General features: G+C 44.2%; 23 protein-coding genes. 17 read left to right on the forward strand and 6 right to left on the reverse strand.

Annotation, left to right across the window (positions count from 1 at the left end):
* Positions 1-30: 30 nt before the first annotated feature.
* Positions 31-405, forward strand: coding sequence for a multidrug/spermidine efflux SMR transporter subunit MdtJ (gene mdtJ, locus PSI15_RS04190; protein WP_045970689.1), 375 nt, complete (start codon positions 31-33; stop codon positions 403-405).
* Between the two features lies 1 nt (position 406).
* Entirely contained in the window at positions 407-739 is a 333-nt protein-coding gene (gene mdtI / locus PSI15_RS04195) for a multidrug/spermidine efflux SMR transporter subunit MdtI (RefSeq protein ID WP_045970691.1), read from the forward strand.
* A gap of 105 nt (positions 740-844) precedes the next feature.
* Here mdtI and PSI15_RS04200 read toward each other — a convergent pair whose 3' ends face one another.
* Positions 845-1,189, reverse strand: coding sequence for a RidA family protein (locus PSI15_RS04200; RefSeq protein WP_045970693.1), 345 nt, complete (start codon positions 1,187-1,189; stop codon positions 845-847).
* 101 nt (positions 1,190-1,290) lie between these two features.
* On the opposite strand from PSI15_RS04200, the gene PSI15_RS04205 reads away from it, so the two are divergent.
* The 5 genes from PSI15_RS04205 (at position 1,291) to rnd (ending at position 8,110) form a co-directional block, all read left to right on the forward strand.
* Positions 1,291-3,207: an ATP-dependent DNA helicase gene (locus PSI15_RS04205; RefSeq protein ID WP_273582430.1), complete on the forward strand. Its 1,917-nt coding sequence runs from the start codon at positions 1,291-1,293 to the stop codon at positions 3,205-3,207.
* 93 nt (positions 3,208-3,300) lie between these two features.
* Positions 3,301-3,996: a tRNA (adenosine(37)-N6)-threonylcarbamoyltransferase complex dimerization subunit type 1 TsaB gene (gene tsaB, locus PSI15_RS04210; RefSeq protein WP_273582431.1), complete on the forward strand. Its 696-nt coding sequence runs from the start codon at positions 3,301-3,303 to the stop codon at positions 3,994-3,996.
* A gap of 134 nt (positions 3,997-4,130) precedes the next feature.
* Positions 4,131-4,715: a Slp family lipoprotein gene (locus PSI15_RS04215; protein ID WP_273582432.1), complete on the forward strand. Its 585-nt coding sequence runs from the start codon at positions 4,131-4,133 to the stop codon at positions 4,713-4,715.
* 463 nt (positions 4,716-5,178) lie between these two features.
* Positions 5,179-6,870 (forward strand): long-chain-fatty-acid--CoA ligase FadD, encoded by a 1,692-nt coding sequence (gene fadD, locus PSI15_RS04220; RefSeq protein WP_273582433.1) that lies wholly within the window; start codon positions 5,179-5,181, stop codon positions 6,868-6,870.
* 112 nt (positions 6,871-6,982) lie between these two features.
* Positions 6,983-8,110, forward strand: coding sequence for a ribonuclease D (gene rnd, locus PSI15_RS04225; RefSeq protein WP_273582434.1), 1,128 nt, complete (start codon positions 6,983-6,985; stop codon positions 8,108-8,110).
* A 309-nt stretch (positions 8,111-8,419) separates the two neighbouring features.
* Here rnd and minE read toward each other — a convergent pair whose 3' ends face one another.
* From minE to minC, 3 genes are read right to left on the reverse strand one after another with little or no spacing between them, the layout of a single operon-like run.
* Positions 8,420-8,689, reverse strand: coding sequence for a cell division topological specificity factor MinE (gene minE, locus PSI15_RS04230; protein WP_273582435.1), 270 nt, complete (start codon positions 8,687-8,689; stop codon positions 8,420-8,422).
* A gap of 3 nt (positions 8,690-8,692) precedes the next feature.
* On the reverse strand, positions 8,693-9,505 hold the full coding sequence (gene minD, locus PSI15_RS04235) for a septum site-determining protein MinD (RefSeq protein WP_273582436.1): 813 nt from the start codon (positions 9,503-9,505) through the stop codon (positions 8,693-8,695).
* 23 nt (positions 9,506-9,528) lie between these two features.
* Positions 9,529-10,212 (reverse strand): septum site-determining protein MinC, encoded by a 684-nt coding sequence (gene minC / locus PSI15_RS04240; protein WP_273582437.1) that lies wholly within the window; start codon positions 10,210-10,212, stop codon positions 9,529-9,531.
* Positions 10,213-10,401: 189 nt separating this feature from the next.
* On the opposite strand from minC, the gene PSI15_RS04245 reads away from it, so the two are divergent.
* The 6 genes from PSI15_RS04245 (at position 10,402) to PSI15_RS04270 (ending at position 13,772) form a co-directional block, all read left to right on the forward strand.
* On the forward strand, positions 10,402-10,689 hold the full coding sequence (locus PSI15_RS04245) for a YcgL domain-containing protein (protein ID WP_273582438.1): 288 nt from the start codon (positions 10,402-10,404) through the stop codon (positions 10,687-10,689).
* Between the two features lie 52 nt (positions 10,690-10,741).
* Positions 10,742-11,827, forward strand: coding sequence for a lytic murein transglycosylase (locus PSI15_RS04250; RefSeq protein WP_273582439.1), 1,086 nt, complete (start codon positions 10,742-10,744; stop codon positions 11,825-11,827).
* Positions 11,828-11,864: 37 nt separating this feature from the next.
* Positions 11,865-12,521 carry a fumarylacetoacetate hydrolase family protein gene (locus PSI15_RS04255; protein WP_273582440.1) on the forward strand — a complete coding sequence of 219 codons (657 nt, stop codon included), beginning with the start codon at positions 11,865-11,867 and terminating at the stop codon, positions 12,519-12,521.
* Between the two features lie 18 nt (positions 12,522-12,539).
* Positions 12,540-12,977: a YcgN family cysteine cluster protein gene (locus tag PSI15_RS04260; RefSeq protein WP_273582448.1), complete on the forward strand. Its 438-nt coding sequence runs from the start codon at positions 12,540-12,542 to the stop codon at positions 12,975-12,977.
* Between the two features lie 163 nt (positions 12,978-13,140).
* Positions 13,141-13,344, forward strand: coding sequence for a hypothetical protein (locus tag PSI15_RS04265; RefSeq protein ID WP_045970718.1), 204 nt, complete (start codon positions 13,141-13,143; stop codon positions 13,342-13,344).
* A 116-nt stretch (positions 13,345-13,460) separates the two neighbouring features.
* The gene (locus tag PSI15_RS04270) at positions 13,461-13,772 is read left to right on the forward strand and encodes a type V toxin-antitoxin system endoribonuclease antitoxin GhoS (RefSeq protein WP_045970720.1); all 312 of its coding nucleotides are present in this window, start codon (positions 13,461-13,463) and stop codon (positions 13,770-13,772) included.
* Positions 13,773-14,216: 444 nt separating this feature from the next.
* Here PSI15_RS04270 and PSI15_RS04275 read toward each other — a convergent pair whose 3' ends face one another.
* Positions 14,217-15,212 carry a 2-hydroxyacid dehydrogenase gene (locus PSI15_RS04275; protein ID WP_045970721.1) on the reverse strand — a complete coding sequence of 332 codons (996 nt, stop codon included), beginning with the start codon at positions 15,210-15,212 and terminating at the stop codon, positions 14,217-14,219.
* Between the two features lie 165 nt (positions 15,213-15,377).
* On the opposite strand from PSI15_RS04275, the gene PSI15_RS04280 reads away from it, so the two are divergent.
* The 3 genes from PSI15_RS04280 to PSI15_RS04290 are packed head-to-tail and all read left to right on the forward strand — an operon-like array spanning position 15,378 to position 18,554.
* A complete protein-coding gene (locus PSI15_RS04280; protein ID WP_273582441.1) occupies positions 15,378-18,002 on the forward strand; it encodes a YdbH family protein in 2,625 nt (874 codons plus the stop codon).
* A gap of 44 nt (positions 18,003-18,046) precedes the next feature.
* A complete protein-coding gene (locus PSI15_RS04285; RefSeq protein ID WP_197541025.1) occupies positions 18,047-18,223 on the forward strand; it encodes a YnbE family lipoprotein in 177 nt (58 codons plus the stop codon).
* Positions 18,224-18,233: 10 nt separating this feature from the next.
* Entirely contained in the window at positions 18,234-18,554 is a 321-nt protein-coding gene (locus PSI15_RS04290) for a YdbL family protein (protein WP_273582442.1), read from the forward strand.
* A 35-nt stretch (positions 18,555-18,589) separates the two neighbouring features.
* Here PSI15_RS04290 and PSI15_RS04295 read toward each other — a convergent pair whose 3' ends face one another.
* Complete coding sequence (locus PSI15_RS04295; protein WP_273582443.1) at positions 18,590-19,228, reverse strand: FMN-dependent NADH-azoreductase; 639 nt, start codon at positions 19,226-19,228, stop codon at positions 18,590-18,592.
* Positions 19,229-19,537: 309 nt separating this feature from the next.
* Here PSI15_RS04295 and hrpA point away from each other — a divergent pair, with 309 nt between their 5' ends.
* Positions 19,538-23,443 carry an ATP-dependent RNA helicase HrpA gene (gene hrpA / locus PSI15_RS04300; protein WP_443256068.1) on the forward strand — a complete coding sequence of 1,302 codons (3,906 nt, stop codon included), beginning with the start codon at positions 19,538-19,540 and terminating at the stop codon, positions 23,441-23,443.
* Positions 23,444-23,533: the final 90 nt, after the last annotated feature.

A 23,533-nucleotide genomic window follows, 5' to 3' on the forward strand; every position in this document is an offset into this window, starting at 1 on the left:
ATGCTTATCAGTATGTTCAGGAGAAAAAAAATGATTTATTGGATGTTTCTTGCACTGGCGATTATGACAGAGGTGGTGGGTACTTTGTCAATGAAACAAGCCAGCGTTTCGGGTGATCTGACCGGCATGATTGTGATGTATACCATGATCACAACTTCTTATGTCTTGTTGGCAATTGCTGTAAAAAAAGTAGCATTAGGCGTCGCTTATGCACTTTGGGAAGGTATTGGGATCCTGTTTATTACCACTTTTAGTGTGATATGGTTCAACGAGTCACTGTCATTGATGAAAATGGGTGGATTGGCATTGCTGATAGCCGGAATTGCCTTGATCAAGACGGGGACAAAAAAGAACCAAGACCATGCTCCAAATGATATTTTGAACAAACAAATTAAGGAGGCATGATATGCTAACTCAATTTGAATGGTGGCATGGGGCATTTCTGGTTCTGGCTGTTGTTTTGGAAATTATAGCGAATATTTTATTGAAATTATCCAACGGTTTTCAGCGCTTCTGGCTCGGTATTTTATCTCTGATTGCGGTTTTAGGCGCATTCAGTGCACTGGCTCAGGCAGTGAAAGGGATTGAACTTTCCATTGCTTATGCGTTATGGGGGGCATTCGGCATTATTGCTACAGTCGCTGCTGGCTGGATAATGTTTAATCAACGACTGAATTTTAAGGGATGGAGTGGTATTGTGCTGCTGTTGATCGGCATGATTATAATTAAGATGGCTTAATTTTTTGCGTTCCATACCTTAAATTTCATTTTGTAGATTCATTTCCAGAATGGCATTGAAGAAGTGATAACTTTTTCAATGCCATGTTTGTTTGATGAATACAGATTATAAGGCAGCGATAATTTTAATTTCTACTTTATAGTCAGGGTTCATCAATGCTGCTTGAACCGTACAGCGGACTGGCGCGCTCCCGGCAACAACCCACGCATCCCAGGCGGCGTTCATACCTGCAAAATCGGCCTTGTCCGCCAGAAAGATCGTCGCATCCAGAATCTTGCTCTTATCTGAACCAAGACGCTGTAACAGGGCATCAATGGTTGCCAGCGTATCGGCGGTTTGCGCTGTAATATCGCCATCCAGTTGTTCTGGCACGCTGGTGTAATAGATAGTGCCATTGTGAACGACCGCTTCTGACCAACGGGCATCTGGATCAATGCGTTTAATAGTCATTAAATCTCCTGTTAATTTGTACAGTTTTTTGCTGAATTGGGGTGGTTATTACCCTTCAGTATTGGCATAATTCTGCCACATTTTATTGAAAGAGACAGTTCGTGTCAGACGATTTTGCGAAAAATGGCATACTTGCCAACGCCATACCGGGTTTTAAGCCGCGTGATGCCCAACGGGAAATGTCTTCGGCTATTACCGTTGCGATCAAAAAACAGCAACAACTGGTCGTGGAAGCAGGAACGGGAACCGGTAAAACATTTGCTTATCTGGTGCCTGCTTTGCGCTCCGGTAAAAAAGTGATCATTTCTACTGGCTCCAAGGCGTTGCAGGATCAGCTCTACAATCGAGATCTTCCCACCATCGTTGATGCTTTAGGTTTTACAGGCAATTTGGCGCTATTGAAAGGGCGCTCAAATTATTTATGCCTTGAACGCCTTGAACAACAGTCAATCGGCAATTCCCAACTGGAAGCCGAAATATTGGCACAAGTTATCAAACTCAGGCATTGGTCAGCCCATACAGAAGAGGGTGATATTAGCACCTGCCACCAAGTGGCGGAAGACAGCACCGTTTGGCCGTTGGTCACCAGTACTAATGACAATTGTCTTGGCAGTGATTGCCCACGCTATCAGGAATGTTTCGTGCTGAAAGCCCGCCGCAAGGCGATGGAAGCGGATATCGTGATTGTTAACCATCATCTGTTTATGGCCGATAGAGTGGTTAAGGATAGCGGATTTGGTGAATTAATCCCGCAGGCCGATGTAGTGATTTTCGATGAGGCTCACCAGATCCCCGATATTGCCAGCCAATATTTTGGTCAGCAGTTAAGCAGTCGCCAATTAATGGATTTATCGCGTGATATCATCATGGCTTACCGCACTGAAGTTCGGGATCAGGCGCAGTTGCAAAAAAGTGCCGATCGTCTCAGCCAAAGTGCGCAAGATTTTCGTTTGTCATTGGGTGAAAACAGCTATCGGGGCAATCTCCGAGAAGTCTTACAGCAGCCGCAAGTTCAGCGGGCATTAGTGCGTTTGGATGATGCCCTTGAGCTTTGTTATGACGTGATGAAGCTCTCTTTGGGGCGTTCAACCATGTTGGATGCGGCTTTTGAACGGGCAACGGCTTACCGCAATCGTCTTAAGCGCCTGATTGATGTCAACATACCCAATTACAGTTATTGGTTCGAGAGTTATGGACGGCATTTTTTGCTGGCACTGACACCATTATCTGTCTCCGATAAATTCAGTGAGATGATCCGTGAACAACCGGGGTGTTGGATTTTTACCTCAGCAACATTGTCGGTCAATGAACAGCTAAACCATTTCACCGAACGTTTAGGATTGAAGCAAGCCCAAACATTACTTCTGCCCAGTCCATTTGATTACCCACGTCAAATGTTATTGTGTGTTCCGCGCCATTTACCCTCACCCAACCAACATGGCGGTGCAAAATGGCTGGCCCGTATGTTGAAGCCTTTGATTGAAAGCAATAAAGGGCGTTGTTTTTTCCTCTGTACTTCCCATCAAATGATGCGCAGTTTGGCAGAAGAGTTCCGTGCCAGTATGACGTTGCCGGTATTGGTACAGGGTGAGACAAGTAAGGCACAATTATTGGCGCAGTTTATTTCTGCGGGTAATGCATTACTGGTGGCGACAGGCAGCTTTTGGGAAGGAGTCGATGTCCGTGGTGATGCCTTATCCTGCGTTATTATTGATAAATTACCCTTTACTGCGCCCGATGATCCTTTGCTTAAGGCACGTATCGAAGATTGCCAACTTAAGGGTGGGGATGCTTTTAATGAAGTTCAACTTCCTGATGCCGTGATTGACTTGAAGCAGGGCGTTGGACGACTGATCCGTGATATTGATGATTATGGTGTTGTGGTGATTTGTGATAATCGATTGGTAATGCGTCCATACGGTGAGGTTTTTCTAAATAGCCTGCCTCCCGCTTCCCGTACCCGTGATTTATCAAAAGCCATCGCGTTTTTGCAATCACGCCCACCGCGGTCTGAGTAAAATGCAGTTTGAATAAAATGACGGGGCGATGATGTTGGGGCTATGCTAGTATAGCCCCTTATTTTTGATTCTATATCTTGCCGGAGTTAAGGCATGTCCACGCGGATTTTAGCTATTGATACTGCAACTGAAGCCTGTTCTGTTGCACTTTGGAATAAAGGGGCTGTCGAAGCACAGTTTGAAATTTCCCCACGAGAACACACCCAACGTATTTTACCGATGGTTCAAGCGGTATTATCGAAAGGCGGAGTGAGCCTGCAACAATTGGATGCGTTGGCGTTTGGGCGTGGGCCGGGCAGTTTTACCGGTGTACGGATTGGTGTTGGCATTGCTCAAGGATTGGCACTGGGCGCTGAATTACCGATGATTGGCGTTTCTTCCCTGAAAACAATGGCACAAGGTAGTTTTCGCCTGAAAGGCACAACAAACGTTTTAGTTGCCATTGATGCTCGGATGGGCGAAGTCTATTGGGGACAATACACTCGCAATGCACAAGGTGAATGGCAAGGTGATGCCACGGAAGCAGTGCTGAGACCCGAACAAGTGCAAGAGATTATGAGAACCTTGTCAGGTGAGTGGACGATTGCCGGAACAGGGTGGGAAGCCTACCCTCAATTATTGAACAGCCACTTAACGCTGACAGCCAGCACCATGACGTTGCCTCATGCGCAAGATATGCTGCCACTGGCAATCCAGATGTGGCAATCGGGGAAAGCAACCGCAGTTGAGCATGCTGAACCTGTTTACTTACGTAATGAAGTGACATGGAAAAAATTGCCGGGTCGTTAAGGATCTGTTGTCTGGGGCAATAAAATTCATGCAACTTGTGGCAGAAAGCAGTGTCCATGAATAGAGAAAGAGCTAGAGTATGGCTAACCAGATTCAGGTTAGCTTAATAAGATTTTTCTGTGTTTGGAGGATTTATGCTCAATGGAACATACTATCGAAGCATACTGCAAGCGGCGCTACTGGTGGGAACCTTAGCACTTGCGGGCTGTGTGTCAGTTCCTGATGTTATTAAAGGAACAAGTAAGACACCGGTAGAAAACCTGTTTTCTGTCAAAAATGCGCCTGAATTATACATTGGGCATGAAGGGCGATTTGGTGGAAAGGTATTGAGTGTCTTAAATGAAAAAGATCATACCCGATTGGAAATATCTGCCATGCCACTGGCAAGTAATGCCGCCCCACGGTTGGATACACCTTCTCTGGGACGAGTTTATGCTTATGTGAATACGTTCCTGGAACCCAGTGATTTTAAAGATCATTATGTTACTGTCGTGGGTTTGATTACTGGCCTTGAACAGGGAAATGTAGGCAATAGCCCGTATCATTACGTTGTGATGAATGCCACGGGGATGAAACGTTGGCATGAATCTCAGAGAATGATTTTTCCTTCTGCCGTAGCCACTGATCCGTGGAATTATTATAGCAACCCTTATGATCCGTTTTGGCGCGGCTATCCGCCACTTCAACCTGTATCTGTTGAAACGATTTTAACGGAATAATTTTTTGTCAATCAAAAGATATCTGGTGGCAGGCAGAACCTAACAGAAATAAACCTGCCACTAGCCATACATTCAATATGTTTATTCTATAAGCTAAATCCTATTATAAATTCTATTCTTAATAATTATCTTTTATTGGAGTATCCCACTTATAACTATTTGGAATAATGGTAAGACTCTAAGCCAAGAATTAGTAAATCGGTGTATAATCAATGGATTATAAATACAAGTACCAATAAGTTAACTAATTCATTGATAAATAACAAAAATATTCAGGCGGCAAAGGCTGCCTTATTTTTTTGCAATAATTGATAGTATTAAATTAGTGATGTGCATCGCCAACCTGAACATTGTTCCTTTTCAAACTGGTACGCTGAGTTAATAATTTGTTAAATATACAAGTCTGGTTTGTTTGTTTTATGGGCAGTGATTACATCGCAATTAGATTTCAGGAGTATTCAACTTGGAAAAAGTCTGGCTAAAACATTATCCGGCAGATGTTCCGGCAGAAATCGATCCCGACCGTTATTCGTCGTTGATTGAAATGTTTGAGAATGCTGTGGCACGTTATGCCGATCAAAGCGCATTTATCAATATGGGCGAGGTAATGACTTTCCGTAAACTGGAAGAGCGTAGCCGTGCCTTTGCTGCTTATTTACAAAATGGTCTGGGGCTGAAAAAAGGGGATCGCGTGGCATTGATGATGCCAAATTTATTGCAATATCCCGTGGCACTGTTTGGCATTCTGCGTGCAGGTATGATTGTGGTCAATGTGAATCCGCTCTATACCCCGCGTGAGTTGGAACACCAGCTTAATGATAGTGACACCTCTGCTATTGTTATCGTTTCTAACTTTGCACATACCTTAGAAAAAATTGTCTTCAACACGCCAGTCAAGCACGTTATTTTGACGCGCATGGGAGACCAACTTTTCCGTCCTAAAGGAACCCTGGTTGATTTCGTGGTGAAATACGTTAAACGGCTCGTGCCCAAATACCACTTACCGGATGCTATTTCGTTCCGTAGTGCGATGCATAAAGGTTACCGCATGCAGTATGTCAAACCGGATGTGCAAAGTGAGGATTTGGCTTTTCTGCAATATACGGGGGGAACCACGGGGGTAGCAAAAGGTGCAATGCTGACTCACCGTAATATGCTGGCAAACCTTGAACAAGCCAAAGCTTGTTATTCTCCATTATTGAAGCTGGGGCAAGAAGTCGTGGTAACGGCATTACCGTTGTACCATATCTTTGCTTTGACGATAAATTGCTTGTTTTTTATTGAACTGGGCGGACAGAATCTGTTAATTACCAACCCGCGTGATATCCACAGCACAGTCAAGGAACTCGCGCGTTATCGTGTTACCGCGCTATCAGGGGTTAACACACTATTCAACGCGTGGTTAAATAATGCAGAATTCCAGAAGCTGGATTTCTCCTCATTACGTTTATCGGTTGGCGGTGGTATGGCTGTACAGAGAGTGGTGGCTGAAAAATGGCAAAACCTGACCGGTTGCCATCTACTGGAAGGTTATGGACTGACCGAATGTTCTCCCCTGGTTTCAGCTAACCCGCATAACCTGACCCATTACAGTGGCAGTATTGGCTTCCCCGTTGCTTCAACAGAAATTAAATTAGTAGGGAATGACGGTAATGAAGTTTCACCGGACGAAGTCGGTGAAATGTGGGTACGTGGGCCGCAGGTAATGAAAGGTTACTGGAACCGTCCTGATGCGACGGATGAGGTGTTGAAAGATGGCTGGTTGGCAACCGGGGATATTGCTAACGTAGATGAAAAAGGCTTTTTTCACATTGTTGATCGGAAAAAAGACATGATTCTGGTTTCAGGGTTTAATGTCTATCCAAATGAAGTAGAAGAAGTTGTTTCTTCCCATCCTAAAGTGTTAGAGTCGGCAGCAGTAGGCGTTCTGAGTGAAAATTCAGGGGAAACGGTCAAAGTATTTGTTGTGCGTAAAGATCCCAGCCTGACTGAGGACGAACTTAAAACGCATTGTCGTCGTTACCTGACAGGCTATAAAGTGCCAAAACTGATTGAATTCCGCGATGAGTTGCCGAAATCTAATGTCGGTAAAATTCTTCGTAAAGAACTACGCAATGAAGAATTGGCAAAAGTAGATAATGCTGCTACAAATTGATCATGTTTATTGCTGTACCCCATTGATTTTAAACCATAGGCAGTCAACAACAGCGCCGGTTTTTTACCGGCGTTGTTATGCACGTCTTATGAATGGCTAAGAGAATGATGTTTTGAACTATCAGTTGATTAACACCGATGCCCAGTTGCAGTCAATCTGTGAGCAGGCAAAAAAACACGCAAAAATTGCACTAGATACTGAATTTGTACGTACACGGACGTATTATCCCCAATTAGGTTTGATACAACTGTTTGATGGTGAACAGCTTTCTCTGATTGATCCCCTCGACATTTCGCAATGGCAGCCTTTTAGAGAGCTATTGACTGATCCCGACGTATTAAAATTTATCCATGCTGGCAGCGAAGATTTAGAAGTTTTTGGTCATAGTTTTCAGTGCCTGCCAGAACCGATGATTGATACTCAGGTATTGGCCGCCTTTATTGGTCATCCCATGTCATGTGGTTTTGCGACACTGGTTGCTGAGTATTTGCATATCGAATTGGATAAGAGTGAATCCCGTACAGATTGGCTGGCTCGACCATTGAGCGTAAGGCAATGTCAATATGCTGCGGCAGATGTCTATCATTTATTACCGCTCGCCGATATTTTGATGGAAAAAACAGAGCAGGCGGGGTACCAGGATGCGGCAACAGATGAAAGCCATCTGATAGCCCAACGTCGTAAAGAAGTGGTGATGGCGGAATATGCCTATAAGGATATTGGTAACGCGTGGCAATTACGTCCAAGGCAATTGGCCTGCTTGAGAAACTTGGCCGCGTGGCGTTTAAATCAGGCGAGAGAACGTGATCTGGCGGTTAATTTTGTGATCCGTGAAGAAAATTTATGGCAAGTTGCCCGTTATATGCCGACTTCTTTGGGAGAATTGGGGGCGCTGGGATTGAGTGGGCAAGAAATTCGCTGCCATGGTCGCCGATTGTTGGCGATGGTGGCAGAGAGCAGAGATATTCCAGAAGAAGAATGTCCGGATCAAATTGTGAATTTGATTGATTACCCTGATTACCGCAAGGCCTTTAAGGAAATTAAATCTCTGGTCACTCAGGTGGCGGAATCCCATCATTTCAGTGCCGAACTGCTGGCTTCTCGCCGCCAAATCAATCAATTCCTTAGTTGGCATTGGAAATTGAAATCGCCGAAGTATCAACCCGAATTAATCAGGGGCTGGCGCGGTAAACTGCTGGCGGAACCTATCGCAGAAATATTGGCAAATTATTCGGAGTAATACCGCGAGTTCAATAACGCCCACGGCTCTGGTTCTCTTTAAGAGATGCCATTTTGCTTTCCTGCTTGATATACAGGCAGGGAAGTAAGACGGTTTTATGTTGTTACCACTGCCAATAATATAAATATGCTTTTCTTTGATATTTAATGTGCATTATTAGGTAAAAAGAATGTTTGTATTTTGTTTTACCCTCTTGCCTTATGAGCAGGTATTTCCTGATTCTGGATCTTAAATCGGGATACTACTGCACCCCGATTTATTATTTTCGAAAAATCACCGTGTTAAATTAAATAACGTTATTTGCTACTGTTATTTTGTCGATTCTTCAATCTCAGGTAAGGTTACATTAAGTTCCAGTACCGAGATGTCATCATTTTTCTGCTCAAACTGCACCGAAAGCATATCTGGATCAATTTGCACATACTTACAAATAACAGCCAGAATATCCCGTTTCATTTCAGGCAAATAGGCAGGCTCAGAGTCACCACGGCGCCGCTCTGCCACGATGATTTGTAGCCGCTCCTTGGCGATATTGGCTGTCGGTTTTTTTCTCGACAGGAAGAAATCTAACAAAGCCATGCGTTACCCCCCAAACAGGCGTTTTAAAAAGCCTTTTTTTTCTTCTTCGATGAAACGGAAAGGCCGTTCTTCACCGAGTAAACGTAAAATCGTGTCTTCGTATGCCTGACCTGCGTCAGAATCTTTGTCCAAAATGACAGGTTCTCCTTGGTTGGATGAGCGGAGAACTGATTGATCTTCTGGAATGACACCAAGCAAAGGAATACACAGAATTTCCAGCACATCTTCCATACTTAGCATATCGCCGCGGTTCACGCGTCCTGGATTATAACGTGTCAGCAGAAGATGTTCTTTGATAGGATCTTCACCTTTCTCTGCACGGCGTGATTTGGATGCCAGGATACCTAAAATACGATCAGAGTCACGGACAGAAGAAACTTCTGGATTTGTCGTGATGATTGCCTCATCGGCAAAATAGAGTGCCATCAATGCGCCGCTTTCAATACCCGCGGGTGAATCACAGATAATAAACTCAAATCCTTGTTGATCCAATTCACTCAGAATTTTATCAACGCCTTCCCGAGTCAGGGCTTCTTTATCACGGGTTTGGGAAGCGGGCAGAATGTAGAGATTATCGGTGCGCTTATCTTTGATAAGTGCCTGATTCAAAGAGGCATCACCTTGAATGACGTTCACGAAGTCAAAAACCACACGGCGTTCACATCCCATGATGAGGTCGAGGTTCCGCAAACCGATATCAAAATCGATAACAACGGTTTTTTTTCCTTTTTGGGCGAGACCGGTAGCAATGGCCGCGCTTGAAGTGGTTTTGCCAACGCCACCTTTACCAGATGTAACAACAATAATGCGTGCCATGAAGCGATTCCTTGTTATAAGGGCTAGACTAAAGTTTCAATAGTTAATTCACTGTTCACCAGACGCAATTTTGCTGCTTTGCCAACAAAATTCTCTGGGATTTTTTCGCTGAGCCAATATTGCCCTGCAATAGAGGCGAGTTCAGCGTTTAAATGGGTGCAGAAAATCTGGCTTTCTTGATCACCAGATGCGCCTGCTAACACTCGTCCACGCAGCACACCATATATATGAATATTTCCATCAGCGATTAATTCTGCACCAGCGCTCACATTATTTGTCACAATAAGATCACTGTTTGGTGCATAAATTCTTTGTCCTGAACGAACAGGCGTATTAATTATACGAGTTTTTTTGGAAATAGGTTCAGTCGGTTTATTTTCTTTAGTAAGAACTTTCTGACTTTTGCCTTCTTTCAATAAAGGGAGTTCAGATTTTAGAACAATTTTTCGTTGTTCTTCATCTTGACAACCACTGATGCCAACGATACGCAATCCCACTGACTCAATGGCTCGGTGGAGTGCGCCGAGATCTGCCCCAACAGGCAGCGCAGATATATTGATAACGACGGGAGCATTTTTCAGAAATTCAGGTGCCTGCTCCATTTTTTCCTGCATAGCTTTATGAATAATTTCCGGCTGGTCATCATATAAATGAACGACCGAAAGCGTAAAATTACTGCCTTTTAGCTCAATTGGCGACTGTGACATCGATATTTTGACTCAGCAAGGTTAAGTTTTCCAAAAGTGGTTTACACGAATTCGGTTACACAAACGCGGTTACACAAACATTTTCCCAGAACAGCCTCTGGGAGACGATATTCTTAAATATAATAAGCATGTTATAGTTAGTGAATTATTCAAGCAAGTCGCAGAGTTAATTTAAAAGAGTTTATGACAATGATTTGTGTAATCTACCGAAGCCTAAAACGTGACCAAACCTATCTGTATATTGAAAGAAGAGATGATTTTTCACGCGTTCCTGAAGACCTGTTAAAAACATTTGGTAAACCTCAATACTCAATGATGATTTCATTATCGGAAAGAAAAAAACTGGCGAATGCTGATATCGAAAAAGTAAAAAGCGCATTGTGTGAACAAGGTTTTTATCTGCAAGTCCCCCCGCCAGTGGAAAGTTTGCTCAGTAAACATCTGGCATCAGACAACTCATCCAAACAATCCATCTAACCAATAAAATCGCGGGCAATGGCTTGATTCTGAATTGAGGAGGCACTGATTTATGAAATTAATCACCGGGATAACTTTATTGACGGCAACTTTGCTGGCGGGGTGCAGTACATCAAGTGGTAAACAATTACACTATCAATCCGTGTTGACTTCACGTTCTCAAGCAGAAGTCAAGACATTGGAGCACGATTTTCCATTGAATTCCCGTGAGCCATCACAGTTTCCTGCTTATGTGGCTTTGCTGAAACAGCAGGCTCTGGCACAGGGGATCAGTGAAAAGACCTTGGATCGCGCCTTTGCCAATATCCATTTTATTCCGCGCGTCATTAAAGCTGATCGTAATCAGCCAGAAAAAAAAATCACACTGGATGATTACCTAAATCGTGTCTTGCCAGCCTGGAAGATTGAACAGGGGGTCAAGGAATACGGAGATAATAAACCTCAGTTAGAGAAGATCAGTCGCCAATACGGTGTACCCAAAGCCTATATTGTTGCTTTGTGGGGCTTAGAAAGCGGTTTTGGCAAATTTCAGGGAAAAGAAGATGTCATTTCAGCATTATCCACGCTAGCCTTTGAAGGCCGCCGAGAAGTGTTTTTTATCAAACAATTATTGGCAGCGTTAGAAATCATTGAAAATCAATATATTAATCAAGATCAAACGTTAAAAGGCTCTTGGGCAGGAGCGATGGGGCAAAGCCAATTTATGCCAACCTCTTACTTAACCTATGGGGCTGATGGCGATGGTGATGGCAAAATTGATATTTGGCACAATAAAGACGATGTTTTTGCCTCGACAGCCAATTACTTGCATAAGGAAGGGTGGAAACAGGGTTTACCCTGGGGATATGCCATTTCGTTACCTGTAGACTTCAATACAGCCTTGGAAGGTATTAAGCCAGAACAGGGAAAAACCATTACCCAGTGGCAGGCATTGGGGATTTTATCCCCACATTTTGCTAACCTGCCTGCCAATACCAAAGGTTGGATAGTCATCCCTGATGATTCGACACAACGGGCATTTTGGGTAACACAAAATTTCCGCACTATCATGCATTGGAATCGTTCTTACTATTTTGCTCTCAGTGTTGGTATGATGGCGGACGGTATTATGCAGCGTACTCATTTTCTCGCTCGCTGAAACTCAGATCCTGAAAACAAGATAAAGGAACAATGTTATGTACCAGCATCGGGATTGGCATGGCGTGTTGTTGGATTTTCCTGCCAATAAAGTTGTTTGTGTCGGCAGTAATTACGACAAGCATATGAAAGAGATGGGCTCCCAATCGACTGAAGAGCCGGTGATATTCATTAAACCTGAGACGGCGCTGTGTGATCTACGTCAGCCTGTTTTCATCCCACAGGAATTGGGTTGTGTACATCATGAAATAGAATTGGCTGTTTTGATGGGTTCGACACTCAAAAATGCCAATGAGGAGCGGGTCAGTCAGGCGATTGCAGGCTTTGCTGTTGCGTTGGATTTAACATTACGTGATTTACAGCGTGAATTTAAACAATCGGGGCAACCGTGGGAGAAAAGCAAAGCGTTTGATCGATCCTGCCCGATATCAGGGTTTATTCCTGTCAATGCCTTTGATGATCCACAAAATGCCCAACTTTCTTTGACAGTTAATGGCGAATTGCGCCAAAACGGCAATACGAGTGACATGCGAACACCAATCATCCCGTTGATTAGTTATATGTCACGTTTTTTTACCCTGCGCCCAGGCGACATTATTTTGACGGGAACGCCTGAAGGCGTAGGGCCACTGCAATCTGGTGATGTATTAGGCGTTTCTCTCAATGAACATGCCTTGACAACCAGAGTGATTTAACCACGAGGAACGACAGAAATTATGTCTCAACCTTTCTGGCAGGTGAAAACCTTAGAACAAATGACCGATCAAGAGTGGGAAGCATTATGTGATGGCTGCGGCCAATGCTGCCTGCATAAGTTGATGGATGAGGATACGGATGAAATTTATTTCACCAATGTTGCCTGCAATCAACTGAATATTAAAACCTGCCAGTGCAAGAATTATGAAGATCGTTTCAGATACGAACCTGACTGTATCAAATTAACCCGTGAGAATATGAATACATTTGAATGGTTGCCGAAGACCTGTGCCTATCGTCTGATTGATGAGGGAAAGGGGCTTTTTCCGTGGCACCCATTAGTCAGCGGTTCAAAATCGGCAATGCACGCGGCGCGGATTTCTGTCAGGTATATCGCGGTGCGTGAAGCGGATGTGGTGGATTGGGAAGATCATATCCTTAACAGGCCTAAGTAATTATTTCCCCGCATCGCGGGGAGATTAGAGTGGCAGCCGCAATCCCACGTCACGGATGGCGTTAAACAAACCGTATAACCAACAGCTAATTAATGGAATGGCAAAAGAAAAATACGCAATGTAGTGTTGTCGTGGGTACAAAACAAAATGAAGGAGTCAATGTATGAGTAAATATATTATTACTTATAACGGCCTTGATAATAACAATACCGTTATCGTTAGCTCTCAGATTGCTCTGGATATTGATGTGAGCGCAATCACTGCGGCTGGCTTTTTAGAGCTGCTTAATACCGACGCGCTCAGTCATGCTGTAGGGTTAAATAACAATGTATCCAGAATTGCGATTGTTAGAGTACTTGGGCTGTAATTAAACCCTATCCTTAATAACCCGCTCCGGCGGGTTTTTCTCCCATTTTTCTGACTTTTAACAGTAAAGAAAATCTGATAACTTGTTCGTTCAATCGTCAAAACAAGGAAAGAAAAATGGCAAGTTATTTGATTCGTGTGGAGCTTTCTGGCACGGGTCCTGAGGGTTATGAAAAATTACATAAAAGGATGACGGCGAATCAATTCAGCCAATCTATCCGTTTTCCTAATGGGAAATGGCATCGTCTGCCTAGTGGAACTTATATTGGCCATTCAACGATGGAATCCATTCAGTTGGCGGAAAAAATCAAATCTATGGCTATACCATTTTCAGACAGAGATCCGGCAATATTCGTTTGTACTTACAGTAACTGGAGTGCATCACTATATCCCGAAAAACCGCGAACTGAATCCGGCTCAGGCGAGTGATTGGGAAAACGCATTAACCCTGTATTGCTTAGCCTTTTTATTCTGGTCAATTTTATTACCTAAGCATTGTCTTATTGTTACAACAACCTAACTAATTTAATACCTATTGTAATAAATATTAGTATGGAATTTATGCTGCATACCCAATATATATAAAATACTGTTTGTCTGTTTCTATATCAGACAATCAAGGCCACTACCGTGCAGCTATGGATGTTTGTTTGATAATGAGGGAAAGCAAAATGAAAAACAGATTGATGAGCTATGTAACGTTTGTAGGGGTTTGGATTACTGTAACATTAACCATTGGCATCCTATTGTCATAAGCAGATAAGAAAAATGAGTTCTAAGCCTCACTTTGGCGAGGTTTATTATTTAAGTAAAGCCCTACATTACCCAGCCAATATTGGGTAATGTAGGGCGGTTATTGGTGATCTTTGATCATTATTCAACCATGTTCGGACAAGGCTTTCCGGAAATGACTTGCTGAATATTTTGTAAGGTTGTTTCACTGATGCTGGTTAAGGCTTCTTCGGTTAAGAATGCTTGATGACCCGTAAACAGCACATTATGACAAGAAGATAAACGGCGGAAGATATCATCTTGGATAACGTCATTTGATTTATCCTCAAAGAATAAATCTCTTTCATTTTCATAAACATCCATGCCTAGTGCGCCGATTTTCTGTTGTTTCAGTGCGTTAATGGCAGCGGCGGAATCAATCAGCGCGCCCCGGCTGGTATTGATGATCATCACACCATCTTTCATTTTGTTGAATGCGGTTTCATCCAATAAATGGTGGTTTTCTGGTGTCATGGGACAATGCAGGGAGATTACATCAGATTCAGCGTATAGCGTCTCTAAATCCACGTATTCCACACCCATATTTACTGCGTCAGGATTAGGGTAGGGATCATACGCCAGTAAACGCATCCCGAAGCCTTTTAAAATTCGCAAAGTCGCAACGCCGATTTTTCCCGTTCCGATAATGCCGGCGGTACGTTTGTACATATTGAAACCGGTTAATCCTTCAAGGGAGAAATTAGCATCGCGGGTGCGTTGGTAGGCGCGGTGAATGCGTCGGTTAAGACATAACATTAAGCCAACCGTGTGTTCGGCAACCGATTCAGGAGAATAAGCCGGTACTCGAACAACTTGAATGCCTAATTCCTTCGCTGCATCCAGATCGATATTGTTGAATCCGGCACAACGTAATGCCAGAATTCTGATGTTCATTTCTGCTAATTCTTGCAGCACTTCCCGCCCGCCATCATCATTGACGAAAATACAGACTGCATCCGCACCAATGGCATTTTTGGCCGTCTGTGGGCTCAAGGGAAAATCAAAAAACTCGATATGATAGCCAAAGCCAAGTTTTTGGTTGAGCATTTCAAAATGCTTGCGGTCATACTGCTTTGTACTGTAAACAACCAACTTCATCACAACATCTCCACCATACAGTAACTCTATCTTTCGCTATACTCGAATAAATCGCCTGTAAGCTATTCATAGTGATAGCTTCTATAATAAATCGGCTTAGAGCCTGATATGAGATTATCATAACAGGAAGTCGTTCTCAGGTTGAAAAGAAGAGATAGGGAATTAATGGCAAAAGTACTCAAGGTGTTTGCAGTGATGGTGATACTGCTGGCGTTATTAGTGTTGGCGGGATGGTATACACTTCCACGTTGGTTGCCATTGATTGCCAGTTATTGGTTGCCACAGGGAATCACTCTGTCTTTGAGCCAACCTCGATGGACAAACAGTGCATTATGGTTAGATGAATTGTCATTAAAGGCAAAAGCGTGTGAGTTGATAACAGTCTCCGGGCTCTCTGTGGCGTATTTATCCGGAGAAAAGAGTGAAAGCCGTAACTGGAATATTCATGCTGCTAACATTGACAGTCAGAGCCAATGCTTGGCGCAATTACCTCCAGAGGAAAAACAATCAGCCCCGTTATCTGTTCAAGCGATATTATCCGCGATCCCTGCAATGGATATTACGGTTGATCGTTTGGCTCTTATGCCCTGGCAAGCGTTTGCCGGCAAACTTCAATTCAGTTCATCACCTCAGGGGAAAATGTTCTCTTATCAAGGCGAAAAATTAAAACTCGATGCGCATATTACCGATAAACAACATCTCATTGTCCAGCATTTTTTTATGCAGTTACCTGAGCAGGTGATTTCCCTGAATGGAAATATCGCCTTACCCTTAAATACGGCAACGTTACCAGAACAAGGCCAGATTACCGCGCATTTATCTTTGAACCAATATCCCGACCCATTACAACTGGCATTAAAATGGCAGGGGCAACAGGGACAACTCACCGTTATTGAAGAAAAAAACCAGCAAATATTGGCAGAATTACCCTGGTTATTCGATGAATCGCAGTTCCGGATAGTGAATGGCCATTGGCAATGGGTAGAGAACAATCAAACGTTATCCGGCAGGGTTAATATTACGCTTGAACAGTGGAAAAAAGGGTTGTCCGGCATGTCTGTCAGTGGGCGGGCGAATTTGATCACGCAAAATAAACAGGGTAAAGGCAATGTTGTGCTTTCCGTGGAGCCAACAACCATTAATATCGCCAATGCCCATATTCCATTTCAGTTAACCGGGCAAATGAACAGCGGGCGAATGGTAATGACCATGTCATTACCTGCGGTTATTACCGGGCCATTGATTGACCCCAAAATTATTTTTCGTTCAGGGGCATTGTTTCGGGTTTGGGGAAAGATCAGTGAAACATTGACTGTCAAAGAAGCCCGCTTACCTTTGGCGGGCACTTATCTGACCCGTGAGGGCTTTACGGGGCGCCTGCAAGCCATTTTAACGGCACAAGACAATTATTGGGGGCAATTTAAGTTACATCTGGATGGCTTCGCAAAAGATTTTATCCCCGATCAGGGAAATTGGCATTGGCGTTATTGGGGGAAGGGGCAATTACCCCCGTTACAAGCCAAATGGGATATTACGGGTAAAGGAAGTTGGGATCACTCACAAATAACGGTAGAGACATTAGATACCGGTTTTGATTCGATCCAATATGACCTTGTTAAGATGCAGGCACCACGCTTAAAACTGACTAAGCCGTTAACGTGGCAACGTGCGGCAGATCGTCCCCATTTAACGGGCGATTTACAGTTATCTGCCCAGAAAACAGAATTTCGTTCCGGCGGTTTTCTGCCAGCCTTTGATTTTAAGGCCACGCTTACAGGGGAATCGCCTGATAACTTTATGTTGAATGGAAAATTGTACTCCGATGGCATTGGCCCAATTCCTTTTTATGGCCGCTGGGATGGTGAGCGATTGCGGGGAGAAGCCCGCTGGCCGAGACAGTCTTTATTAGCGTTTCAATCTTTGATTCCGCCAGAATTGGGTATTACCGTGCTGGGCGGCAATATTTATGCCCAAGCGGCTTTTTCTGCTGCCAAGGGGCAGGGATTACGTGCAGGCGGTCATTGGGTAGTCAAAAACGCGGGGATGTGGCTGAAAAACGGCGAAGTTAATGGTCTGGATTTTGTGTTGCCCTGGCGTTTGCAGGAGCACACCTGGCAATTAGGGTTGGGATCTCCCGTTCAGTTGCGGATCAAAGCCATTAACGGACTGTTTGAGATGCAAAATGTGACAGCCGATCTGTTGGGCTACTATCCGGCAACGGATAAACAGCCACTAAAATTGACCAATGTGAATGTGGATATACTGGATGGTAAATTGGAAATGGACCAATTACAGATCCCACAAAAAGAAGCGGCGGTATTACGGTTTAACAAACTCAATTTAAGCAAATTGTTTGGTGTGTTAAAAGTCAAACAAATGGCGATGTCAGGCAAAATTAGCGGTGAATTACCCGTATTATTAAATGATGATCGTTGGATTATTCAACGGGGATGGGTAGCCAATGACGATTATCTGACATTGAGATTGGATAAAGATACCGTTGATTCTATCGGGAAAAATGACTTATCAGCAGGTATGGCCATGGATTGGCTGCGTTATTTAGAAATCAGCCGTTCAAAAGCCTATGTGACGCTCGATAATTTAGGTGTTTTGACATTGCATTCAGAGATTAGCGGGGTGAATCCCGTGGTAGACAGAAAACGTGAAGTCAGGCTCAATTATCATCATGAGGAGAACGTTTTTCAGTTATGGCGCAGCCTGCGTTTTGGCAGTAATCTGGAAGAATGGTTACAGAAAAATATATCTGTAATGGGCAGGAGTGATAAATGATAAAGAATATTGGCTTCAAGTTGCCAACGGTTAGAACAGGGGTGATGTGGGTCAACGTGGCCTTACTCAATATAGCCTTGGCGGGCTGTATCAGGCTGGAAATGGCGACACCGGATAAGCCCATCAACATTAACATGAACGTGAAAATTGAGCATGAAATTCATATTAAAGTCGACCGGCAAATCGAAGATATGCTCAAAAACAACTCGAATTTATTCTAAGGATGAGAATATGAAAAAAGTCGGCGTGATACTGCTGTTGAGCCTGTTATTCAGTCCCTTTGCCGTGGGCATGACGCTGAGTGAGGCCAAACAGCAAGGGCTGGTGGGCGAGACATTTAGTGGCTATCTGGCCTTGGTTAAAAATACCCAGGATGCTCAATCTGTGGTTAAAAGAATCAACGACGAGCGGCAAAAGAAATATGCTGAGATCGCAGCCCAAAATAATATGACGACAGAGCAAGTTGCCAAAATAACAGGCGAAAAACTGGTACATCGTGCAGCGTCAGGAGAATATGTACTCGGCATTAATGGCCATTGGGTGCGGAAATAAGCGCGCGCACTGGCGCGCCATATTAGGGAACATGATTAAGCAACGATTTTTTCGGATTGCTTTTGCCCTATTTTCGCGACGATAGCATTGATCGTGTCACGAGCATCCTGATGGGTTTGGTTGACGGATTCTGCTCCCATCGCCAAACCTTCAGCAAAGACAAATTCCACATCGCTAATACCGATAAATCCAAGGAAAGTGCGTAAATAGGGTGTCATCACCTCTGTTGGGCTGTTCTTGTGAATGCCGCCACGGCTGGTCAGAATAACGGCGCGTTTACCTTTCAGCAACCCTTCCGGGCCTTTTTCAGTGTACTGGAAAGTCACCCCCGCGCGGGCAATCAGATCAAAATAGGTTTTCAGTTGAGTCGGGATCGTGAAGTTATACATTGGTGCGGTGATGACAATAACATCATGTGTTTTTAACTCGGTAACCAACGCATCTGACAGGGATAATACTGTTTTTTGGCGCTCTGTCAGTACGGTATCGCTTGGACGAAGGGCATTGACTAACTCTCCATCAAGTACTGGAACCGGGTTTTCAGCCAGATCACGAAGGGTGATGTTGCTTTCTGAATGGTCAGCCAACCACGTTTTAATAAAATAGTCGGCCAGTTTATTGCTTTGGGAATATTGTGCCAGGATGCTGGATTTCAGAACCAGTACGTTACTCATTCTTTATTTCCTCAGTGATCTAAGATACTAATAAATTTACTGATGATATTGTTTGTGCATCATATTTTATACAGAGAATTATTCAGTCAATAGCTCAATATTTTGAGACATTCGTTCAAATTCATTGAATCAATACAGGAAACAGATTATCACGGATAGGTAGCTTCTCTTGAACAATCGGCGAGGTGGAGAATATATATGGCGTTGCACAAGATATGTTACACTTCTAACCGTTAAGCGATAAAAAACAATCCCCTGAGCCTGCAAAAACAGCGCTAGTCAGTTAAGAACGTCACAAGGATTTATCACGTGGAATCACCTTTGACAGCACCAGTTGCTGAATTATTGGCTGAACTTGATCACACACCGCTGCGCGATCAGTTCCGTTTAAGAAAACGTCTGCATGGAGCAGCAAAAATTAAGAATCAAGTCTCCTTACAGGCTGTAGTACAGTCCATCGCTGCGGATATCGCTACTGCAAAACAGAACGTCATCAATCGTCAGTCTGCATGTCCTGCGATCCAATATCCTGAAAACCTGCCAGTGAGCCAGAAAAAAGACGACATCTATCAGGCCATTCGGGATAATCAGGTTGTCATTATTGCCGGGGAAACCGGTTCAGGTAAAACCACCCAGATCCCCAAAATCTGCCTTGAATTGGGAAGAGGCGTTAAGGGGCTGATTGGCCATACCCAACCTCGTCGTTTGGCGGCACGTTCTGTTGCGAATCGCATTGCGGATGAATTGGAAACGCAGCTGGGTTCAACGGTCGGTTATAAAGTTCGTTTTAATGATAAGGTCAGTGACAATACGTTGGTTAAATTGATGACTGACGGTATTCTGTTGGCAGAATTGCAGCAAGATCGGTTGTTATTGCAATATGATACGTTAATTATCGATGAAGCTCATGAATGCAGTCTGAATATCGATTTTATCCTCGGTTATCTGCGTCAATTACTGCCTAAACGCCCTGATCTGAAAATCATCATTACCTCTGCAACCATTGATCCTGAACGTTTCTCCCGCCATTTTAATCATGCGCCGATTATTGAAGTCTCTGGGCGTACTTATCCGGTAGATGTGCGCTATCGCCCCGTGGCAGGCGATGACAGTCACAGTGATCGGGATCAGCTTGAGGCCATCATTGATGCAGTGGATGAATTGGGGCGTGAAAGCGCGGGTGATATATTAGTCTTCATGAGCGGCGAACGAGAGATCCGTGATACAGCGGATGCACTCAATAAACAAAATTTCCCGCATACTGAAATTTTACCGCTTTTTGCCCGGTTATCTAACAGCGAACAGAACCGGATATTTCAGACTCATGTGGGGCGTCGCATTATTCTGACAACCAATGTGGCGGAAACATCACTGACAGTACCCGGTATCAAATACGTGATCGATACCGGTTTTGCACGTATTAGCCGGTATAGTTATCGAACCAAAGTACAGCGTTTGCCGATAGAACCGATATCGCAGGCATCGGCTAATCAGCGAAAAGGGCGCTGTGGTCGTGTTTCGGATGGGATTTGTATTCGTCTCTATTCGCAAGAGGATTTTTTATCACGCCCAGAATTCACTGATCCTGAAATTCTGCGAACCAACCTGGCTTCTGTTATTTTGCAGATGACGTCGATTGGCTTAGGCGATGTCAGCGCATTCCCCTTTGTTGAAGCGCCGGATAAACGCAATATTCAAGACGGTGTTCGTCTGTTAGAAGAGTTAGGTGCGATTGATCCCGAATCATTGTCAGAGGGAACTTACCGATTAACGCCAATGGGACGGCAGTTGGCTCAGTTACCTATCGACCCCCGTCTGGCGCGCATGGTACTGGAAGCCAAAGCTCAGGGTTGTGTTCGCGAAGTGATGGTGATTGCTTCCGCTTTGTCGATTCAAGATCCACGGGAAAGGCCGTTGGAAAAACAGCAGGCTTCTGATGAAAAACACCGCCGTTTTGCGGACAAGGATTCAGATTTCATCGCCTTCCTGAAACTGTGGGATTTTTTGCTGGAACAGCAGCAAGCGCTTTCCAGTTCTCAATTCCGCAAACTTTGCCGGCAAGATTATCTGAACTATCTTCGCGTCAGGGAATGGCAAGATATTTATACTCAGTTACGGCAAGTGGTGAAAGAGATGGGTTTGCCGATCAACAGCCAAGAAGCGGATTATCGCAGTATCCATACTGCCTTGCTGGCCGGGCTGTTATCCCATATTGGTCAGAAAGACACGGATAAACAGGAATATACCGGCGCGCGTAATGCCCGTTTTTCGGTTTTCCCCGGTTCCGGATTATTTAAAAAGCCGCCTAAATGGGGGATGGTGGCTGAATTAGTGGAAACCAGCCGCTTGTGGGGACGCATTGTCGCGCGTATAGAGCCTGAATGGATCGAACCGCTGGCTGCCCATTTAATCAAAAAGCACTATAGTGAACCGCACTGGCAGAAATCTCAGGGCGCGGTGATGGCAACAGAAAAAGTGACTTTGTATGGCTTGCCGATTGTGGCCGGGCGTCTGGTCAATTACAGCCAAATCGATCCCATGTTGTGCCGCGAACTCTTTATTCGCCATGCATTGGTTGAAGGTGATTGGCAAACCCGACATTCCTTTTTCCGTGCTAATTTGAAATTGCGTGAAGAAGTGGAAGAGCTGGAACACAAATCCCGTCGGCGGGATATTCTGGTTGATGATGAAATCTTGTTCAGTTTCTATGATCAGCGAATTGGCAAGGACGTTGTTTCAGCGCGTCATTTTGACCGCTGGTGGAAAGTAGCCGGTCAAGATCAGCCGGAATTGCTCAACTTTGAAAAGAACATGTTGATCAAGGGAGATGCCAACAAAGTCAGTGCGTTGGATTACCCGAATTACTGGTATCAAGATAATTTGAAATTCCGCTTGAGTTATCAATTTGAACCGGGAACCGATGCGGATGGTGTGACGGTACATATTCCTTTGCCCGTATTAAATCAGGTCAGGGATGAAGGATTTGACTGGCAAATTCCGGGTATTCGCCATGAATTGGTGATTGCGCTGATTAAATCACTGCCCAAACCCATCCGCCGTAATTTTGTCCCTGCACCTAACTATGCGCAGGCCTTTCTGGAGCGGGTAACACAACCTCAGGCGTCGTTACTGGACAGCCTTGAAAAAGAGCTGCGCCGGATGACGGGAGTGACAGTGTCACGTGAAGACTGGCAGTTGGAACAGGTACCTGATCACCTGAAAATGACATTCCGTGTGCTTGGTGAGAAAAATAAACCGTTGGCTGAAAGCAAAGATTTGTCAGCATTGCGACTGAAATTGAAAGGAAAAGTTCAGGAAACGCTTTCAGCCGTTGCAGATGACGGCATAGAGCAAAGTGGATTGCATATCTGGAGTTTTGGTGCATTGCCCGAATGCTACGAACAAAAACGGGGAGGTTATTCTGTTAAGGCATTTCCGGCATTGGTCGATGAAAAAGACAGTATCGGCATTAAACTGTTCGAAACCGAATTTGAACAGCAAAATGCTATGTGGGAAGGCACACGCCGGCTATTATTGCTGAATATTCCGTCACCGATTAAATACTTGCATGAGAAGTTACCCAACAAATCCAAACTGGGTCTGTATTTCAACCCCTATGGGAAAGTATTGGATTTGATTGATGATTGTATCTCCTGTGGCGTGGACAGGCTAATCGCAGAAAATGGCGGTTTAGTGTGGAATGAACAGGCATTTTCCGGCTTACAGGATAAAGTGCGTGCTGATCTGAATGATGCGGTGGTGGATATTGCCAAACAGGTGGAACAGATCCTGACCGCGGTCTTTAATCTCAACAAACGTCTGAAAGGGCGGGTAGATATCGCCTTGGCACTGGCGTTATCGGATATTAAAGAACAAATCACCGGTCTGGTCTTTAATGGATTCGTGACTTCTCATGGCTGGAAACGTCTGGCAGATGTTTTGCGCTATTTAAATGGCATTGAGCGTCGATTGGAAAAATTGGCAGTGGATCCTAACAAAGACAGGGCACATATGAGCCGGATTGAAAATATCCAGCGTCAATGGCAACAATGGTTGGCAAAATTGTCTGTTCAACAGAAACAATTGCCGGAAGTAAAAGAAGTACGTTGGATGATTGAAGAGCTTCGAATTAGCCTGTTTGCCCAGCAATTGGGGACTGCATATCCCATCTCAGATAAGCGTATTTTGCAGGCGATGGAAAATATCGCGTTGTGATCTTGCAATTGATGGGCTGTAGTCGCTTTATTACGGCCCATCAATTTGTTTTTGGATTAGAAGAGGTGTCTCACTTTTCTGTTAATTATA

Source organism: Xenorhabdus sp. PR6a (assembly GCF_028599065.1).
Taxonomy (GTDB): Bacteria; Pseudomonadota; Gammaproteobacteria; order Enterobacterales; family Enterobacteriaceae; genus Xenorhabdus; species Xenorhabdus doucetiae.

What these genes read in the sequence shown, in the direction of transcription:
- minE (WP_273582435.1), bottom strand. Translation starts at nt 8,689, where the DNA reads ATGGCTTTGTTAGATTTCTTCCTGTCGAGAAAAAAACCGACAGCCAAT.
- PSI15_RS04280 (WP_273582441.1), top strand. Translation starts at nt 15,378, where the DNA reads ATGGCAAAAGTACTCAAGGTGTTTGCAGTGATGGTGATACTGCTGGCG.
- PSI15_RS04200 (WP_045970693.1), bottom strand. Translation starts at nt 1,189, where the DNA reads ATGACTATTAAACGCATTGATCCAGATGCCCGTTGGTCAGAAGCGGTC.
- PSI15_RS04270 (WP_045970720.1), top strand. Translation starts at nt 13,461, where the DNA reads ATGGCAAGTTATTTGATTCGTGTGGAGCTTTCTGGCACGGGTCCTGAG.
- PSI15_RS04255 (WP_273582440.1), top strand. Translation starts at nt 11,865, where the DNA reads ATGTACCAGCATCGGGATTGGCATGGCGTGTTGTTGGATTTTCCTGCC.
- minC (WP_273582437.1), bottom strand. Translation starts at nt 10,212, where the DNA reads ATGTCACAGTCGCCAATTGAGCTAAAAGGCAGTAATTTTACGCTTTCG.
- PSI15_RS04295 (WP_273582443.1), bottom strand. Translation starts at nt 19,228, where the DNA reads ATGAGTAACGTACTGGTTCTGAAATCCAGCATCCTGGCACAATATTCC.
- PSI15_RS04250 (WP_273582439.1), top strand. Translation starts at nt 10,742, where the DNA reads ATGAAATTAATCACCGGGATAACTTTATTGACGGCAACTTTGCTGGCG.
- tsaB (WP_273582431.1), top strand. Translation starts at nt 3,301, where the DNA reads ATGTCCACGCGGATTTTAGCTATTGATACTGCAACTGAAGCCTGTTCT.
- PSI15_RS04275 (WP_045970721.1), bottom strand. Translation starts at nt 15,212, where the DNA reads ATGAAGTTGGTTGTTTACAGTACAAAGCAGTATGACCGCAAGCATTTT.
- PSI15_RS04285 (WP_197541025.1), top strand. Translation starts at nt 18,047, where the DNA reads ATGTGGGTCAACGTGGCCTTACTCAATATAGCCTTGGCGGGCTGTATC.
- PSI15_RS04245 (WP_273582438.1), top strand. Translation starts at nt 10,402, where the DNA reads ATGATTTGTGTAATCTACCGAAGCCTAAAACGTGACCAAACCTATCTG.
- PSI15_RS04215 (WP_273582432.1), top strand. Translation starts at nt 4,131, where the DNA reads ATGCTCAATGGAACATACTATCGAAGCATACTGCAAGCGGCGCTACTG.
- minD (WP_273582436.1), bottom strand. Translation starts at nt 9,505, where the DNA reads ATGGCACGCATTATTGTTGTTACATCTGGTAAAGGTGGCGTTGGCAAA.
- mdtI (WP_045970691.1), top strand. Translation starts at nt 407, where the DNA reads ATGCTAACTCAATTTGAATGGTGGCATGGGGCATTTCTGGTTCTGGCT.
- PSI15_RS04290 (WP_273582442.1), top strand. Translation starts at nt 18,234, where the DNA reads ATGAAAAAAGTCGGCGTGATACTGCTGTTGAGCCTGTTATTCAGTCCC.
- PSI15_RS04265 (WP_045970718.1), top strand. Translation starts at nt 13,141, where the DNA reads ATGAGTAAATATATTATTACTTATAACGGCCTTGATAATAACAATACC.
- mdtJ (WP_045970689.1), top strand. Translation starts at nt 31, where the DNA reads ATGATTTATTGGATGTTTCTTGCACTGGCGATTATGACAGAGGTGGTG.